Origin of the sequence: Rhizobium phaseoli, from assembly GCF_010668805.1 — a bacterium.
GTDB classification, from domain to species: Bacteria; Pseudomonadota; Alphaproteobacteria; order Rhizobiales; family Rhizobiaceae; genus Rhizobium; species Rhizobium phaseoli_A.
The window spans coordinates 328,226-345,659 of record NZ_WUFT01000005.1 but is presented as its reverse complement, the minus strand read 5'-3'; the positions used below and the strand labels follow the sequence as shown (position 1 = coordinate 345,659).

General features: G+C 62.0%; 16 protein-coding genes and 1 pseudogene. 6 read left to right on the top strand and 11 right to left on the bottom strand.

Annotated features, from left to right (window positions below; all coding sequences use genetic code 11):
• The 5 genes from GR197_RS10565 to GR197_RS10545 form a co-directional block, all read right to left on the bottom strand.
• Positions 1–667, bottom strand: a 667-nt coding sequence (locus tag GR197_RS10565; RefSeq protein WP_164009101.1) for an ABC transporter substrate-binding protein, incomplete at its 3' end; no start/stop codon positions are given.
• Between the two features lie 88 nt (positions 668–755).
• Complete coding sequence (locus GR197_RS10560) at positions 756–2,276, bottom strand: aldehyde dehydrogenase family protein (protein WP_164009099.1); 1,521 nt, start codon at positions 2,274–2,276, stop codon at positions 756–758.
• Entirely contained in the window at positions 2,276–3,055 is a 780-nt protein-coding gene (locus GR197_RS10555; RefSeq protein ID WP_164009097.1) for an enoyl-CoA hydratase/isomerase family protein, read from the bottom strand. The genes GR197_RS10560 and GR197_RS10555 overlap by 1 nt, the downstream gene beginning before the upstream one ends.
• Complete coding sequence (locus GR197_RS10550; RefSeq protein ID WP_204330157.1) at positions 3,048–4,661, bottom strand: acyl CoA:acetate/3-ketoacid CoA transferase; 1,614 nt, start codon at positions 4,659–4,661, stop codon at positions 3,048–3,050. The genes GR197_RS10555 and GR197_RS10550 overlap by 8 nt, the downstream gene beginning before the upstream one ends.
• 9 nt (positions 4,662–4,670) lie before the next feature.
• The gene (locus GR197_RS10545) at positions 4,671–5,741 is read right to left on the bottom strand and encodes a LacI family DNA-binding transcriptional regulator (RefSeq protein ID WP_164009093.1); all 1,071 of its coding nucleotides are present in this window, start codon (positions 5,739–5,741) and stop codon (positions 4,671–4,673) included.
• Between the two features lie 337 nt (positions 5,742–6,078).
• On the opposite strand from GR197_RS10545, the gene GR197_RS10540 reads away from it, so the two are divergent.
• Positions 6,079–6,702, top strand: coding sequence for a carboxymuconolactone decarboxylase family protein (locus tag GR197_RS10540; protein WP_164009092.1), 624 nt, complete (start codon positions 6,079–6,081; stop codon positions 6,700–6,702).
• 28 nt (positions 6,703–6,730) lie between these two features.
• Here the strand turns inward: GR197_RS10540 and GR197_RS10535 are convergent, their stop codons facing one another.
• Together GR197_RS10535 and GR197_RS10530 are read right to left on the bottom strand one after the other, a co-directional pair.
• The gene (locus GR197_RS10535) at positions 6,731–7,702 is read right to left on the bottom strand and encodes an alpha/beta hydrolase (RefSeq protein WP_204330156.1); all 972 of its coding nucleotides are present in this window, start codon (positions 7,700–7,702) and stop codon (positions 6,731–6,733) included.
• Between the two features lie 170 nt (positions 7,703–7,872).
• Positions 7,873–8,760: a LysR family transcriptional regulator gene (locus tag GR197_RS10530; RefSeq protein ID WP_164009088.1), complete on the bottom strand. Its 888-nt coding sequence runs from the start codon at positions 8,758–8,760 to the stop codon at positions 7,873–7,875.
• A gap of 132 nt (positions 8,761–8,892) precedes the next feature.
• On the opposite strand from GR197_RS10530, the gene GR197_RS10525 reads away from it, so the two are divergent.
• Together GR197_RS10525 and GR197_RS10520 are read left to right on the top strand one after the other, a co-directional pair.
• The gene (locus GR197_RS10525) at positions 8,893–9,744 is read left to right on the top strand and encodes an oxidoreductase (protein WP_164009086.1); all 852 of its coding nucleotides are present in this window, start codon (positions 8,893–8,895) and stop codon (positions 9,742–9,744) included.
• A gap of 156 nt (positions 9,745–9,900) precedes the next feature.
• Positions 9,901–10,905: a ketopantoate reductase family protein gene (locus GR197_RS10520; RefSeq protein WP_164009084.1), complete on the top strand. Its 1,005-nt coding sequence runs from the start codon at positions 9,901–9,903 to the stop codon at positions 10,903–10,905.
• Between the two features lie 41 nt (positions 10,906–10,946).
• Here GR197_RS10520 and GR197_RS10515 read toward each other — a convergent pair.
• Positions 10,947–11,215: pseudogene (locus GR197_RS10515) on the bottom strand (alpha/beta hydrolase); the annotation flags it as partial.
• A gap of 206 nt (positions 11,216–11,421) precedes the next feature.
• On the opposite strand from GR197_RS10515, the gene GR197_RS10510 reads away from it, so the two are divergent.
• The gene (locus GR197_RS10510) at positions 11,422–11,733 is read left to right on the top strand and encodes a DUF1883 domain-containing protein (RefSeq protein WP_164009082.1); all 312 of its coding nucleotides are present in this window, start codon (positions 11,422–11,424) and stop codon (positions 11,731–11,733) included.
• Positions 11,734–11,737: 4 nt separating this feature from the next.
• On the opposite strand, the gene GR197_RS10505 is transcribed toward GR197_RS10510, so the two are convergent.
• Together GR197_RS10505 and GR197_RS10500 are read right to left on the bottom strand one after the other, a co-directional pair.
• Positions 11,738–13,054 carry a replication-associated recombination protein A gene (locus tag GR197_RS10505; protein ID WP_164009080.1) on the bottom strand — a complete coding sequence of 439 codons (1,317 nt, stop codon included), beginning with the start codon at positions 13,052–13,054 and terminating at the stop codon, positions 11,738–11,740.
• Positions 13,051–14,454 carry a DegQ family serine endoprotease gene (locus GR197_RS10500; protein ID WP_164009078.1) on the bottom strand — a complete coding sequence of 468 codons (1,404 nt, stop codon included), beginning with the start codon at positions 14,452–14,454 and terminating at the stop codon, positions 13,051–13,053. The genes GR197_RS10505 and GR197_RS10500 overlap by 4 nt, the downstream gene beginning before the upstream one ends.
• Positions 14,455–14,599: 145 nt before the next feature.
• On the opposite strand from GR197_RS10500, the gene GR197_RS10495 reads away from it, so the two are divergent.
• Positions 14,600–14,980 (top strand): YkvA family protein, encoded by a 381-nt coding sequence (locus GR197_RS10495; RefSeq protein ID WP_164009076.1) that lies wholly within the window; start codon positions 14,600–14,602, stop codon positions 14,978–14,980.
• Positions 14,981–15,003: 23 nt separating this feature from the next.
• Complete coding sequence (locus tag GR197_RS10490) at positions 15,004–15,357, top strand: lysozyme inhibitor LprI family protein (RefSeq protein WP_164009074.1); 354 nt, start codon at positions 15,004–15,006, stop codon at positions 15,355–15,357.
• A gap of 38 nt (positions 15,358–15,395) precedes the next feature.
• Here GR197_RS10490 and ilvD read toward each other — a convergent pair whose 3' ends face one another.
• Positions 15,396–17,234 carry a dihydroxy-acid dehydratase gene (gene ilvD / locus GR197_RS10485; protein WP_164009072.1) on the bottom strand — a complete coding sequence of 613 codons (1,839 nt, stop codon included), beginning with the start codon at positions 17,232–17,234 and terminating at the stop codon, positions 15,396–15,398.
• Positions 17,235–17,434 lie beyond the last annotated feature (200 nt).

The window sequence follows — 17,434 nt, the reverse complement described above, 5'->3', positions numbered from 1 at the left end:
TCAGCGAAGCCTCGTCGAGGTCGTTGAAGGCCTTCTTGTAGAATTCCGGGCCGCCGGTCGACAGCACGATGGAATCGAACATCGTCGCTTCCTGCCAGTTCTGGCCGCCGAGCGCCAAGGGGATCACACCCGCAGCCTTGGCCTTGTCGAGCAGCGCGATCAGATCGTCAAAAGTCTTCGGCTGAGTGCCGCCGATCTTGTCCATCACCGCCTTGTTGATCCACAGCCAGTTGACCGAATGCACGTTGACCGGGGCTGCGACCCATTTGCCGTCATAGACCGAGAACTTCTGCAGGGCTGCCGGCACCGATTTGTCCCAGCCTTCCTTCTTCGCCGTCTCGGTCAGGTCGCCCATGACGCCGGCCTGGGCATAATCGAGCACGGTATAGCCCAGCATCTGCGACGCTGTCGGATAGGTGCCGGCCGCAACCATCGCCTTCAGCGCCGTCATCGCCGCATCACCGCCGCCGCCGGCCACCGGAACGTCCTTCCAGGCAAAACCTTCCTTCGACAGATCCTGCTTCAACACGTTCAGTGCAGCTGCCTCGCCGCCGGATGTCCACCAGTGCAGCATCTGAACTTCTTTTACGTCGGCTGCGCGGGCGGAGACATGCGCGCCGGCCAGAGCCAATGCGATCATCGCCGTCGTGGTCAAAAACCTATTCATCGAAGAACCTCCCAGTTCCCTCTTGGAAGATGCGGGACCATTCCCGCATCCGATCACCCGCCCTCCTCGGGCGTAGTTTCACTACCGGCTAAGCCAGCTTTTCCGTCTGCGGCATCCACCAGCCGGTGCGTTTGCCGATATGCATGTTGAGCGTTTTGGTCTCGGTGTAGTCCTCGACCGCATGGCGGCCGAGCTCGCGGCCGAGGCCGCTCTGCTTGTAGCCGCCGAAGGGAAGTTCCGAGGCACCGTCCATGAAGGTGTTCATCCAGACGGTGCCCGCCCGCACCGACCGGCCGATCGTCAGGCAGGTGTCGAAATCGCGGCTCCAGACACCGGCCGACAGACCGTAATCGATGGAATTGGCAATGCTGATCGCTTCGGCAGCCGTCTCGAATGTCAGAACCGAAAGAACCGGGCCAAAGACTTCCTCGCGGGCCACCGCCATATCGGGGGTGACCGCTTCGAGGATCGTCGGCGACATGAACTGACCCATGCCAAGGTCGAGCGTCTCGCCGCCATGGGCGATCCGGGCACCGCTGCTCCTGGCACCGGCGACATATCCCGAAATCTTCTCCAGATGCTGCGGCGTGATGATCGCGCCGACCTGCGTCGAGGGATCGAGCGGGTCGCCGACCTTCACTTCCTTCGACAGTTCGGCAATCCGGTTGACGACGTCGGAAGCGATGGATTTGTGCAGGATCAGCCGCGAGCCGGCATTGCAGCACTCGCCCGCGTTGAAATAGGCACCGAAGACCGCAGCGTCGATAAAGGCGTCGAGATCGGCATCCGGGAAAACGATCTGCGGGTTCTTGCCGCCGAGTTCCAGCGAGACCTTCTTCAGCGTCTGCGCCGCATTCGACATCGTCAGTTTTCCGACACCGGTCGAGCCGGTGAAGGAGATCATGTCGACGTCAGGATGGGAGGTCATGACGGCACCGACCTCAGGTCCCGTACCGGTGACAATATTGACGACGCCATCGGGAACGCCTGCCTGCTGGAGGATCTCTCCGAGCACAAGCGTCGATCCTGAGGTCAGCTCTGAGGGTTTGACGACGGCGGTGCAGCCCGCGGCCAGCGCGAAAGGCAGTTTCTGGCCGACGATTAGGAACGGAAAGTTCCAGGGCGTGATGATCGAGACCACGCCGATCGCTTCACGCAGGACTATGCCGAGCGTGCCGTCGCCGAGTGTGTTGTAGCTTTCGCCATGAAGATCGCGTGCAAGAGCCGCCGCATAGCGCCAGATGTCGACTGAGCCGGCAATTTCTCCCCGCACCTGGGTGATCGGCTTGCCTGCCTCGATGGCATCGAGAAAGGCCAGTTCCTCTGCACGCGCGGCGATCAGATCGGCAGCCTTGAGCAGGATGGCGGACCGTTCGGAGGCGGTCATCCGCGGCCACGGCCCGAGGTCGAAGGCCTTGCGTGCCGCAGCAATGGCGCGCTCGGCATCCGTCCTGCTGCCGGTCGGGAACCGGCTGACCACGACACCATGGCTTGGCGCGATGCGCTCGATCGGATCGGCGGCGCCGGCCTCCCATCTGCCGTCGATCAGCATCTTGAAATCACGCGCTTTGTGGTTGCTGAGCGCCGTGGGGTTGACGAGGACCGTCATTACCATTCTCCCTTGAACGTTGCCGGGCGCTTCTCGCTGAACGATGCGACGCCCTCCTTTAGATCGCCGGTCTTGACGGCGAGGATCGAGCCCAGGGCTTCGACCGCGGTTCCGTTGTCTTCGCCGTTTGCCGACGCGATCATCAGCTTGGCGATCTCGACGGCTGCCGGCCCCCTTGCGGCGATCCGCTCAGCATAGTCCCTGGCGGCGGTCAGCGAGCCTCCCGAGGGAACGACCGCATCGACGATGCCAAGAAGGCGCGCCTCCTCGGCGGTGAAGATCTCGCCGCCGAGCGCCATGCGCCGGACGGCCTGCGCGCCGAACCGGCGCACGAGACGCTGGGTGCCGGACCAGCCCGGCACCATGCCAAGGCCGGTCTCCGGCAGGCCGATCTTGATGTGTTCTTCTGCGATGCGAATGTCGGCAACGCCTGCCAGTTCGAGCCCTCCTCCGAGGGCGTGCCCGTTCAGGGCCGCGACCAGCGGCACCCGCAGCGTCGCCAGCCGTTCGAAGATCCGGTGACCGTGCCGAACCCAGAGATGACCGAACTCCTGCGGCAGCATTCCACCCCAGGCCTTGATATCGCCGCCGGCGGAAAAGCCTTTTCCTTCGCCCGTCAGCACGGCAGCGCGCACATTGGCGTTCGCCTCCACCGCGTCGGCCGCGTCCGCCAAGGCCTTCAGCATGTCGAGATCGAGCGCGTTCAGCTTCTCCGGACGGCAAAGCGTCAACGTCGCAACGTGCCCGTCGATGTCAACTCTGACTGTTCCGCTAGCCATTGAAGCTGCCCTCCAGCGTCCGTTCCCTTTTGGCTGGAAGCGACAGGCCGATGGCTGCCTCGCCGAAGAGTGCGGCGTCCATGACCTTCAGGTCGGGCGCGACGATCAGCGGAAACTCCGACTGATCGAGGATATGGGACTGGAGATCGACGCCCGGAGCAATCTGGGTGAGGACGACGCCATCAGGCGTCAGCTTCATCACGCACCGCTCGGTGATATAAGTGATGTCCTGCCCCTGCTCGATCGCCCGCCTGCCGCTGAAAGTGACGTGTTCGACCTCGTTGACGAGCTTCTTCAGCTTGCCTTCCTTCTCGATGAGAAGAGCCCCATCGGCGATCGAAAGCTTCGCTCCGGCGTTGAACATGCCGGAAAAAACGATCTTCTTTGCCCGCGCCGTGATGTCGACGAAACCGCCGGCACCGGCCGTCACATGCGGCCGGAAGGAAAGCTTGGAGACGTTGACCGAACCGTCCCTGCCGATCTCGAGGAAGGACAGTAGCGACGCATCGAAACCTGCGCCCTGGAAGTAGGTGAACTGATAGGGAGACGGCATATAGGCGTCGGCATTGGAGGCGCAGCCGAAGGCGAAGTCGAGCAGCGGCACCCCACCGACCGCGCCTTGCTCGATCACCCAGGTGACCGCACCGTGAAGGCCCTCTTCCAGCAGAATGCGCGGCACGTTGGCCGAGATGCCGAAGCCGAGATTGACGCAACTTCCCGATTGAAGTTCCTGCGCGACGCGGCGCGCGATGACTTTCTGAACATTGAACTCCGGAACGTGGAAGCTTTCGAGCGGGCGGAAGATCTCACCGGAAATTGCCGGATCATACACCGTCTGCGTCGTCTGCTTCTGATCGGGATCGACGATGATATAGTCGACCAGCATTCCAGGCACGCGGACGTCATGAGGCTTCAGCGAACCTTCCTTGGTGATCCGCTTGACCTGCGCGATGACGATGCCGCCATTGTTGCGGGCGGCCAGCGCCTGATCGAGGCCGCCGAGATAGGCGCCTTCATGCTCGTATGTGAGGTTGCCGCGCTCGTCGGCAGTGGTGGCGCGGATAATGGCGACCTGAGGGACGATCGAGGGGAAGAACAGCCAGTCGTCACCCTCGAAGCTGACACGCTTGACCACCGGGTATTCCGAAGCCAGCTCATTCATCGCACAGCCCTGCCGCCGGGGATCGACGAATGTATCGATGCCGGTCTTGGTCAGGACGCCCGGCCGCTTAGCGGCGGCTTCGCGATGGATGTCGAAGAGGATGCCCGAGGGAATGTTGTAGGCCGGGATCTCGTTATTGGTGATCATCTGCCAGATCAGCGGCGGCTCTGATGACGACGGTCCAGATGGATAGGATCCGCCGATGATACGCTTGAGCAGACCCTTCCTGGCGATGTGATCGACGCCCTTGATGCCGCTCATATCGCCGGCGGCGATCGGATGAAGGGTCGTCAAGTCACGGGGATGACCGGTCGCATCGAAACGCTCGCCGATCGCCCTCAGCATCAGATCCGGACAACCGAGACCGCTCGAGGATGATACCGTCACGACAGCGCCATCCGGGATCAGCGCCGCCGCTTCGGCTGGGGTGAGATGCATCTTCATGGGCATGACTCAGCGTCCTGTTTCGATTTTTACGCTCTTGCCGGTCCTTGCCGGCGCGGTCTTGCCGGCGCCGCAGCTCTCGCGGACAACCAGTCGAACGGCTGTTACCACCGTCTCCGCCTCGGCCTTGCCGGCATTGATCTGTTTCAGAAGCATCTGTGCGCCGCGGCGCCCGATGCCTTGCGGATCGACCGAGACCGTCGTCAACGCCGGAACCGCTGCCTGGGCCTCGATGACATCGTCGAAACCCACCACGGCGAAGTCGGCGCCCGGCTCCAGACGGCGCGCGCGCAATCCGTCGCAAACGCCGAAGGCCACGGCATCGTTGAAGCAGACGGCTGCGGTCGGCCGACGGCCAAGCGCAATCGCCTTTCCGATCGCCTCTACCCCGCCGGCCCGGGACGGCGGGGATGAGACGACCAGATCCTCGTGATAATCGAGCCCGGCTGCCTCTACGCCGCTTCGGTAACCGGCAAGCCGGTCGTCGAAGACGGCGGTGTCGGGAAAGCCGCCGAGAAAAGCGATGCGCTTGTGACCGAGGCCCGCCAGGTGCTTGACCGCCGACATCATGCCGGCCTGGTTGTCGGAGACGATCGACGAGACCTTGGCGCCGGGCAGGTTTCGAACGACCACCACCACCGGTATGCCGGCCGCCACGAGCGGCTTGAAATCGGCGGCATCGGTGGCGCGCGCCGGCGAGACAATCAGGCCCGAAATGCCATGCTCACGCATCGAGGCGACGACCTCGCGCTGCCGGTCGATGCTTTCACTGGTGTTCGACAGGAACTGCACGAAGCCGGCCGACTGAACGACCATGTCGACGCCGACCGCCAGTTCGGCAAAGAAACTGTTCGTCAGGTCGTTGACGACAACCCCGACGATCTTCGATTTGGCCCCGGCTTGGCGAAGATTGGCTGCGCCGCGGTTATAGACGTAGCCGAGTTCGCGCATCACCGCATTGACCTTGGCACGCGTCCCTTCATTGACCAGGGAAGAACCCTGAAGCACCAGAGACACCGTCGACTTGGAGACGCCGGCGGCATTTGCGATGTCGATGACGGTTACCCGCGTCTTTGTCATTTCCCTCTCCGACCACGACGTCGACTGATGGATAAATATTTGGAACGTTCCAATTATGTCAAGCGACATTTGTAGCCGCATTACCGATTTGTTCATTTCATTTGATAATTAAGCGCCATTCTCGATCGTAATCTCTATCGGAAAATTGGAACGATCTAAATTCCAATCACTCGGCTGGCTTGTTTGTGAAGCGCAAGAGGATGCGGATCGACATTCACCGTAACCCTTCCCATCGAGCGAATCGGTAACGCTTCTGCGAACAGCGACGCTGCCTGATATTTCAGGATTGCTGTCCTCAATATCTACCCTATCCTTCTCAATAGAGGAGGATCATGCCATGGCTTTCATTCACACCCCCAATGCATCCGCCAGTGAGAAGACGACGTCGATGTATGCGTCGGCCGAGGCGAATTATGGTTATCTGCCGAACATGTACCGTGCCTTCGGTCACCGGCCGGAGGTGATGGAGAACTGGGCAGCGCTGCTTTCGAGCATTCGCGGCCATATGAGCCTCAGGCGCTATGAGTTGGTGACGCTGGCGGCGGCCAAGGAGCTGAAATCCTCCTATTGCATGCTGGCGCACGGCTCGGTGCTGCTGCGCGAGGGCTTTACCAGCGACGGGCTGACGGCTGTTGTCAACGAGACGGAGAAAGCGCCGATCGATGCCGTCGAACGGGCGATCATGGCCTTTGCCGCCAAGGTGGCGCGCGACGCGACGTCGGTCACCCAGCAGGATATCGACGGGCTGAAGAAACACGGGCTGAGCGACGCCGAAGTCTTCGACGTCACGGCCGCGGCAGCGGCCCGGTGTTTCTTCTCGAAAATGCTGGATGCGCTGGGTGCCGCACCCGACCACGCCTATATCGAGCGGCTGGAGCCGAATATCAGAAAGGCGCTCAGCGTCGGCCGGGAAGTCGAACGGCCGCTGGCGCCGTCACCTTCGCGTGGCACATCACAGTGAGAGAGTGAGCCCCTACTTGCGGCCCCTATTATTCCGGTTTGTCCTCAAAATGCCGGATCGCAAACTCGGCGATATTCTGGCTCGACCGATCGGCATCGTCGAGCAGCGAGGGAAACAACTGCCACTGATGCGGCATGCCTGGCCAGATCTCGGTGGTGACGTCCACGCCCGCCTGGCGCGCCTTGTCGGCGAGCCGCAGCGTGTCATCCAGCAGGACTTCACCGGAACCGACCTGTAGCAGCAGCGGCGGAAAGCCGGTCATGTCGGCATAAAGCGGCGATGCCTGGGGATCGGTCGGCGACCGGTTGCCGAGATAGGCCTTGCGCAAGGCCTCGATCGAGGCGCTTCCGACCAGCGGATCGCTATCGGCATTGGCTGTCATCGATCCGCCGGTCGCGGCAAGATCGGTGATGGGGCTGAGCGCAATCACGGCCGTCGGCAATGGTTTTGCCGCCTGCTTCTGCCGCAGCACCGTCTCAATCGCAATATTGCCGCCGGCGTCGTCGCCGGCGACGATAACGTTCTCGCTGCGATAGCCGTTGTCGAGAAGCCAACGATAGGCCGTCAGCGCGTCGTTGATCTGCGCGGGATAGGTATAGTCGGGCATCAGCCGATACTCGATCAGAAGAACGTCGCTGGAGGTGGCCTTGGCGAGCGAGCCGGCAAGCAGGCTGTGTGTGCGGATGGAGCCGCCGGAAAAGCCGCCGCCATGAATATAGAGGATCACCCTATGGCCGATCGGGTGATGGAGACGGGCCGGCCACATCAGCTCTGCATCGACGCCGTCGGCATCGACCTGCCGGACCTGGATGCGGGTCGGCCCCGGCGTCGTTTCCATCAGCGCCCGGAAGGCTGTCCGCCGCTGCTGCAAGCCGTCGGCGCCGGCAAAATGATCCTTCCAGAGGCCGACGAGCTTTTCGACCTGCTCGCGTGAGGCCTGGCTTTGCGGTCCAATGTCCTTGCCGGCCGCCGCCGAAGCCAGCAGCATCAGCGCGGCCAATGTGGGGAACAATCCGCTGAGCGCCTTTGATGCTCTTCGATTACCACTTGGCAAAATCCGACCGTTCATCAACCTCTCCCGATGATGCTGGCCATGGCGGCCATGACAGCATCATTGGCCAGTTCACGCGCAGGAGTCAAAAGGCTGAGGGATGCAAATCCTCACCTTTTTTACTCGGCTCTCATCGCGTCGATGACCGCCCTGAAGCCCGCCGACATGTGGCGTCGGCTCGGATAGTAGAGATAGAGTGGTTCCTCCGGCTGGCACCAGTCGTCCAGTACCTGGATCAGTTCGCCATTGGCGATCGCCTTTTCCACGCGCGGTTCCCAGATATAGGCAAGACCGATCCCGCCGAGCGCTGCCTGCATCATCAGCTCGTGATCGTCGAGCGACAGCGGTCCGGTCGGCTGGAAGCTCATCGTCTGGCCATCCTTCTCGAACTCCCAGGCATAGCGTGCACCTGACGGAAACATGTTCTGAATACAGAGATGGCGCTTGAGATCGTGCGGCGTCGCCGGCTTCGGCCGGGCCTCGAAATAGGCGGGCGAACCGACGACAACCAAGCGGATGCGCGGCTTGATGCGCAGCGCGATCATGCCCTCGGTGACGCGCTCTCCGAAGCGGATGCCGGCATCGAAACCTTCCTCAACAATATCGACCAGCCTGTCTGTCGCGTTGATCTCCAGCTGCAAATTGGGATTGCGTTGGAGCAACGGGGCAATGACACGGCCGATCACAAAGGGGCCGATCGAATTCGGTACGTTGATCCTGACCGTGCCGAAGGGCGTGTCGCGGTATCGGTTCAGCGCATCGAGTGCTGCCGCCATCTCGCCGAAGGCCGGGTCGAGATGCGAGATCAGCAGTTCGCCGGCCTCGGTCAGCGAAACGCTGCGCGTCGTGCGGTTGAGCAGGCGAATGCCGATCCGGTCTTCAAGGTTGAGCACGGCATGGCTGACCGCGGAAGCGGTGACACCCCTCTCCTCGCCGGCCTTGCGAAAACTCTTATGCCGGGCAACGGCGGCAAAAGCCGCGAGTTCGGAAAGTTCGGTGGCCCGCATTGCTGAATTCTGCTCATCATAGTTTCAAGAATAACAAATCTTATACAGCAACGGATTTTCGGTCAAATTCAACCCCGTCAGCACAGAGGTGCGACGCCGAGACAAGCAAATAGTCCTCGAAAGGAATTCGTCATGAAAGTCTGGTTCATCACTGGTGCATCCCGCGGCTTCGGCGCGCTGATGACCAAGGAAGCCCTTGCATCAGGCGATGCCGTTATCGCCACCGCCCGTAACCCGAAGACCGTGACCGAGCAGTTCGGCGATCATCCGAACCTCCTTGCCGTCGCCCTCGATGTCACCAACGAGGCGCAGGCGAAAGACGCTGCGGCTGCCGGTATCGCCCGCTTCGGCCGCATCGATGTTCTCGCCAACAATGCCGGTTACGGCCTGCTCGGCGCCGTCGAGGAAGCCACCGCCGAAGAGATCGAAAAGCTCTATGCCACGAATGTCTTCGGCCTTCTGAAGGTAACGCGCGCCGTACTGCCCACTATGCGCCGCCAGCGTTCCGGCCATGTCCTGAACTTCTCCTCGATCGGCGGTTACTTCGGCTATCCCGGCTGGGGCATCTACGGCTCGACGAAATTCGCCGTCGAAGGCCTGTCGGAATCGATGGCTGCCGAACTCGAACCTTTCGGCATCAAGGTGACGATCGTCGAGCCCGGCTTCTTCCGCACCGATTTTCTTGCCGATACGTCACTGGCGGTGAGCCCGGCCTCGATCGCCGATTACGAAGGCACGCCGGCCGGCAACATGCGCAACTTCGCCGCCGACGCCAATCATGCTCAGCCCGGCAATCCCGCCAGGCTCGCCGCCGGCATCATGACGATGGTCAATTCAGCCAACCCGCCGCTGCGCATGCCGTTCGGCAGCGATACGGTGGCTGTGATCGAGGAGCAGCATGCCAGCGTCGAAAAGGAGCTTGCCGCCTGGCGTGAACTCGCCCTCTCCACGGATTTTTCGAGCGATGCAACAGCCTCGGCCTGAGAGCCAGGGGCCGGTACCGCCGCCGCATCCCGGATGTAAGGGTGCGGCGGCACTGTCGTTACGGCGGGAATGAGCGCCTTGCGGCATATTGGCATTCGCCTCACGCCGCGGATGGCCTAGATCTAAGGCAGATCACCACCGGGAAGAGGCCAATCCATGTCCATCGAGACCATCTGTATCTACGGCGCCGGTGCCCTTGGCGGCGCCATCGCCGCCAAGCTCGCGAGCCGGGCCAATGACGACATCACTGTTTCCGTCGTCGCGCGCGGGGCACATCTCGATGCCATCCGTAGCAACGGCCTCAGCCTGCGCGAAGCCGATGCGGAAACGCCGCTCAACGTGCGGCTGACCGCAACCGACGATCCCAAGACATTGCCGCCGCAGGATCTGGTCATCACCGGCCTCAAGGGCCATCAATTGGCGCCCGCCGCCGAGGGTATCGCAGACCTGCTGAAACAAGACACCCGCGTCGTGATGATCCTCAACGGCATTCCCTGGTGGTATTTCCATCGTGATACCAGGAGCGGGCATGCGGAGCTGCAATTCGACGAGCTCGACCCCGGCGGCAGGCTTTGGCGGCTGATCGGCCCCGAGCGCGTGATTGGCTGCGTCGCCTATCAAGGCGCCGAAGTGGTCAATCCGGGTGAGATCCAGCTTTCCCATAAAGGGCGCTTCGTGCTCGGCGAGCCATCCGGCGAAATGTCTGTCGATCTGGAGGCCATAGCGGCGGTGCTGACCGGCGCCGATCTGCGTATTGCGACCACTCCCGATATCCGAAGCGAAATCTGGAGCAAATTGATGGGCAATGCTGCCTTCAACCCGATCAGCGCTCTGACGCGGGCGCTGATGACAGACATCATGACGGATCCGTCGCTCATGGACATGGTGAGTAAAGTTATGAAGGAAGTGCTTGCCGTCGGCCACGCGCTCGGTGCACATTTCAGCATGACAGTCGAGCAGCGGCTGGAACAATCGCGCCATATCGGCGGCGTTCGGACATCGATGCTGCAGGACCTGATCGGCGGCAAGGCGCTCGAAATCACGCCGCTGGTCGGTATGCTGGTGGCGCTCGGACGCCTGACTGCACAGCCGACGCCGGTATCGGAAACGATGCTGGCGCTGGTGACGCAGCTGGATCGGGAAAACCGACGCGGCAGCTGATGGCGAGAAAAATGCGGCCGGGAAAAATCCGGCCGCCTCGCTTATTTTCCGACCTGCTCGGCCCAGTTCGGCGGCTTGCCGCCGCCGTCGAGGAAAGTCATTGCCACATTCGCCATGAGCGGCGATGCGAAGGTCTTGTAATGCGTGAGATCGGGCAGGATCGCCAGCCGGTTCTTCGACATGTCTCCCGCATCCAGCCGGCATTGCGCAAGCCGCCGCCGAGCTTGTGGTAGAAGTCAACCATATGCTCGGGACGGATCATGTCGGCATCGCCGTAGATCAGCATCACCGGCATGGTGAGCTTGGCGACACGGCGCTCGACACACCGGGCGCAGCCAGAAATGCGGCAGCCATGTTTGCGTCGATACAGCAAGGACGGCAGGGATCATGCTTTTCCGACACCGCGCTTTGGAATTCTCACATCCGCCGAGAAACGTGGGAAAAACTGATTTCCAACTTTTCCTTAACCCGCATGCTGGTAAAATCGCCGCAGAGACTTCAGATGCCACGAGACCGATGCCGAAACCGAATTTCCGCTTCACCCATTACGATCTCAAGGAACAACGCGCCGGAACGATCGTCGAGGTGTCGTTGAATGCGGTGAACAATGTCCGCTTGATGACCGCGCCGAATTTCCAGCGCTTCACCGAGGTTCTCGATTTCAAGTATGTCGGCGGCGTGGCGCGCAAGTCGCCGATCAAGATCGCCGTTCCGGAGAGCGGCCACTGGCATATCGTCGTCGATATGGAAGGCCATCACGGGCTGGCGGAATCTTCCGTCAAGGTCATCGCCGCGCCTGTCAATCAGAAGACGCCGCGCGCCTCTTGAAGGCTCAGCGCGGCTTGCGCTCCTTGCGAAGCTTGTCCCACCATTCCAGCCGCTTGCGGATATCACGCTCGAAACCGCGCTCCGGCGGATCGTAGAAGGTCTGGCGGCCCATCTTCTCCGGGAAATAATCCTGGCCGGAAAAGGCGTCCGGCTCGTCGTGGTCGTAGCGGTAACCGTCGCCGTAACCTTCGCCCTTCATCAGCTTGGTCGGCGCATTGAGGATGTGCTTCGGCGGCAGCAGCGAGCCGTTCTGCTTGGCGGCCTGGCTTGCCGCCTTGAAGGCTGTGTAGACGGCATTCGATTTCGGCGCGGTAGCGAGATAAACGCAGGCTTGGGCCAGCGCCAGTTCGCCCTCGGGCGAACCGAGATACTCATAGGCATCCTTGGCGGCATTGCAGATCACCAGCGCCTGCGGATCAGCAAGACCGATATCCTCCACCGCCATGCGCACCAGTCGTCGGCCGAGATAAAGCGGATCCTCGCCGGCATCGAACATGCGGGCGAGATAGTAAAGGGCGGCATCCGGGTCCGAGCCGCGCACGGATTTATGCAGCGCCGAGATCAGATTGTAATGGCCGTCCTGCGCCTTGTCGTAGACCGGGGCACGGCGCTGGACGATACGCGTCAGCCCTTCGGTATCGAAGCTTTCACCCTCGCGCGTAGCGCGCCAGACCTCTTCGGCGAGCGTCAGCACCGCACGGCCGTCGCCGTCAGCCATCCGGATCAGGCTGGCGCGAGCCTCCTCCGTCAACGGCAATGGCTTCTGCTCGATCGCCTCGGCACGCTTCAGCAACTCCCCCAGGCTCTCCTCGTCATGCGACTTGAAGGTCAGCACGCGGGCACGCGACAGCAAGGCGGCGTTGAGCTCGAAGGACGGGTTTTCGGTGGTGGCGCCGACGAGGATGACGGTGCCATCCTCCATGACCGGCAGGAAACTGTCCTGCTGGGCGCGGTTGAAACGGTGGATCTCGTCGACGAAGAGCAGCGTCTGACGGCCATCCATACGCCGCAGGCGCGCTGTCTCGAACATCTTCTTCAGATCGGCGACACCGGAAAAGATCGCCGATATCTGTTCGAAAGCCAAACCCGCCTCGCCCGAAAGCAGCCGCGCCACCGTCGTCTTGCCGGTGCCGGGCGGCCCCCAGAAGATCATCGAGCCGAGCGAACCGCTTTCGATCATCCTTTTCAGCACGCCATCCTCACCGGTCAGGTGTTCCTGACCGGTGACATCGGCAAGCGTCTTCGGCCGCAACCGGTCGGCAAGCGGCCGCCGGGCGGCCACCTCCTCCGGAACACGCGGCGCGAAGAGATCATTGCTCATCGGAAGAACTGCCGGATGCGCTGACCGTCGCGCTCGATCTCCACCCGCCAGAGGCCGGGGTCGCTATCGGCGATCTCGGACAGTTCGCTGGTCGACTTCACATCCGTGCCGTTGATCGAGACGATAATATCCTTCGGTTCGAAACCGAGACGGGCGGCAGGCGAATCTTCCTTCACCTCGGAGACGACGACACCTGCCGATTCCGGCGGCATGCGCAGTTCGTCGGCGACCCGCGGCGACAGGTTCTCGACGACAGCGCCGCTAAACGGGGTGCGCCCGCCAATGGTGCGCTGGTCGCGCGGCGAGGTTTCCGGGGCGCGATCGAGCGTCAGCGGCAGCTGCTGTTCGCGGCCGTTCTCGACGATGGTGAGCTTGACCGACTTGCCGAGACCGGCCGTCGTCAGCCGGTAAAGCAGCGCATCAGGATGTTCGACGGAAATACCGTCGACAGCGGTGACGATTTGGCCGGCCTTCAGCCCCGCCTTGGCGGCCGGGCCGCCTTCCGAAACCTTGACGACGAGCGCGCCGCGGGCTTTGTTCAGCCCCAGCGCCTCGGCGACTTCCGAGGTCACGGCATCGAAACTCGCGCCGACATAGGGGCGCTCGAAGGATTTGACGCCGGCATCTGCCGAAGCGAGGAAGACCTTGACCAGATTGGCGGGAATGGCAAAGCCGATCCCGTTCGAGCCGCCGCCGCGCGAGAAGATTGCCGTGTTGATGCCGATCAGTTCGCCTTTCATATTCATCAAGGCGCCGCCGGAATTGCCGGGATTGATCGAGGCATCGGTCTGGATGAAGAAGCCGAACTCGTTCTTGACGACCTGGTTGCGGGCAAGTGCGGAGACGATGCCGCTGGTCACCGTCTGGCCGACGCCGAAGGGGTTGCCGATTGCCAGCACGAGATCGCCGACCTCAACGGCATCGGAATTGCCGATCGGCAAAGTCGGAAAACTTTCCTTGGTGTCGATCTTCAGTACGGCAAGATCGACACGGTCATCGCGCAGCACCACCTTGCAGGGGAATTCGCGGCCATCCGGCAGCGCCACCTTGATGTCGTCGGCGCCTTCGACGACGTGATTGTTGGTCACGACGGTGCCGTTCGCCTCGACGATGACGCCGGAGCCGAGCGATGACTGCTTCTCCGAACGATTCGGCATCTGCTGACCGAAAAACTGCTCGAAGAAGGGGTCACCGGCAAAGGGCGACTGCCGCCGGACGGTCTTTTCCGCATAGACATTGACGACGGCGCCCGATGTCTGCTTGACGAGCGGGGCGAAGGAGAGCTGCATCTGCATCTGGCTCTCAGGTACGGTCTTTGCCGTCTGCGCATTGGCCGCAGCCGGCAGAACGAGCATGAGAGCGAATAGCGAGACGGAGACGCGCTTGAACAGGCCTTGCATGGGTATCCTTTTTGAATCCTCTTGAGCAACGTTGTAGCGCCAGACGCTAGAAAGGAAAGAGGGCGGAAGCATGGAAGAATAAGGCAGAGATGATCCCACGAGACTGCGCTTGAAGCCTTTGCGAATTCGATTCAGGAAATTGGCCATGCAACTGATATCAAAAGCCAAAATCTGGGCGAAGTCACTGAAGCGTGACATCGTGGCTCTATGGCTTGCCGCCCGTGACCCCCGCGTGCCCTGGCATGCCAAAGCGGTGGCCGGCGTCGTTGCCGCATACGCGCTGTCGCCCATCGATCTCATCCCCGATTTCATTCCCGTGCTCGGTTATCTCGACGATCTGCTGATCGTGCCGCTCGGCATCCTGCTGGCGATCCGGCTCGTTCCGGCTGATGTGATGGCTGCGCTTCGCACTGAGGCGGCAAGACGCATCGAACGCCCTTCCGGTCGGGGCGGACTGATCTTCGTCCTTGCCGTCTGGCTTGTCTGCATCATCTTCCTGGCTCTGACATTGCGCAAACGGGTTTGACCGGCAACAACAGGGATATAGGAATGATGACGGCAAGAGTGATGACGATGGTCTTTGGCTTTGCGATTTCGATCTTTGCATCGGATATGGCGCAGGCGGCGAGCTTCGACTGCGATGCGAAAGAATTGAAGCCGGACGAAAAGGCGATCTGCGACAATCGCGCGATCAACGATGCCGACGTGAAAATGGTGACGACCTTCGAGCTGCTTTCCGGTCTGCTGGCGATGGGCTCGCGCGGAACATTGCAGGACGAGCAGACAGCCTGGTTGAAAAAACGACAGGAATGCGCGGCGGATGCCGTCTGTATCAAGGCTGCCTATGACGAGCGGCTGAGGCAGCTCGGCGAGACTTATAAAAACATCAACCGGCCGCTTTGAAGGCGACCGGTCGGTAAAAGATTATCGACTGATGCGCGTTAGCGGGCGTTCAGATCCCGCACGGCGCCACGGTCGGCGCTTGTTGCGAAGGCGGCATAGGCCTTTAGCGCCGTCGTGACGTTGCGCTTGCGCACTTCTGTGGGATGCCAGCCCTTGGCGTCCTGATCGGCGCGGCGGGCGGCAAGTTCGGTCTCGCTGACGCGCAGGCTGATCGTGCGGTTCGGGATGTCGATGTCGATCATGTCGCCTTCGCGCACCAGCCCGATCGTGCCGCCATTTGCCGCTTCCGGCGAGGCGTGGCCGATCGACAGGCCGGAGGTGCCGCCGGAGAAGCGGCCATCGGTGATAAGCGCACAGGCCTTGCCGAGGCCCTTCGATTTCAGATAGCTCGTCGGATAGAGCATTTCCTGCATGCCGGGGCCGCCCTTCGGGCCTTCGTAGCGGATGACGACGACGTCACCGGCCTTGACCTCGTTGGCGAGGATTGCCTTGACGGAGGCGTCCTGGCTTTCGAAGACGCGGGCCGGGCCGGAGAATTTCAGGATGGATTCATCGACGCCGGCCGTCTTGACGATGCAGCCGTCAATCGCAAGGTTGCCCTTGAGCACGGCCAGACCACCATCCTTGGAGAAAGGATGTTCGACCGAGCGGATGACGCCGTTCTCGCGATCGGTGTCGAGTTCGTCCCAGCGGGCTTCCTGGCTGAAGGCGACCTGGGTCGGGATGCCGCCGGGTGCGGCGCGATAGAAGTTGCGCACGGTTTCACTGTTGGTGCGGGTGATATCCCACCGGTTGATCGCATCGCCCAGCGTCTCGGCATGTACGGTCGGGCAATCGCGGTTCAGCAGCCCGCCCTTGTCGAGTTCGCCGAGGATCGACATGATGCCGCCGGCGCGGTGTACGTCTTCCATATGAACATCGCTCTTGGCGGGTGCGACCTTCGACAGGCACGGAACCCGGCGCGACAGCGCGTCGATATCGGCCATGGTGAAATCGATCTCGCCTTCATGGGCGGCAGCAAGGATGTGCAGGACCGTATTGGTCGAACCGCCCATGGCGATATCGAGCGTCATGGCATTCTCAAAAGCCTGCTTGGAGGCGATGGTCCGCGGCAGCGCCTTGACGTCGTCCTGCTCGTAATAGCGGCGGGCGAGATCGACGATCAGATGGCCGGCCTCGACGAAGAGGCGCTTGCGGTCGGCGTGGGTTGCGAGCGTCGAGCCGTTGCCGGGCAACGACAGGCCGAGCGCTTCCGTCAGGCAGTTCATCGAATTGGCGGTGAACATGCCGGAACAGGAGCCGCAGGTCGGACAGGCCGAGCGTTCGATGGTCTGGACGTCCTCGTCGCTGATCTTGTCATCGGCTGCGGCGACCATGGCATCGACCAGGTCGAGTGCATGCGTCTTGCCATGCAGTACGACCTTGCCCGCTTCCATCGGACCGCCGGAGACGAAGACCGTCGGGATGTTGAGGCGCAGCGACGCCATCAGCATGCCGGGAGTGATCTTGTCGCAGTTGGAGATGCAGACCATGGCGTCGGCGCAATGGGCATTGACCATGTATTCGACGCTGTCGGCAATGAGCTCGCGCGAGGGCAGCGAATAGAGCATGCCGTCATGGCCCATGGCGATGCCATCGTCGACAGCGATCGTGTTGAACTCCTTGGCGACACCGCCGGCCGCCTCGATTTCGCGGGCAACGAGCTGACCGAGGTCCTTCAGGTGCACGTGACCGGGCACGAACTGGGTGAAAGAATTCACCACCGCGATGATCGGCTTGCCGAAATCCGAATCCTTCATGCCCGTGGCGCGCCAAAGGCCGCGTGCGCCTGCCATGTTGCGGCCGTGGGTCGTGGTTCTGGAACGGTAGGCTGGCATCGGTGTCTTCCTCGACGTGGCGGAGATCATCAGGCGAAGCGGGGCGGCATTGAGCCTGCGGCCGGGCAACGCTGCTTTTTGGAATTGTCCTAATCCAATCGGCGGGGGCTGTCACTACCGGCAAGGGCAAATCCGGTACGCTGCCTGGAGAAGCGCCTTCAACGCCATTGGGGATATACGGTTCGGCGCGCGATGCGGTT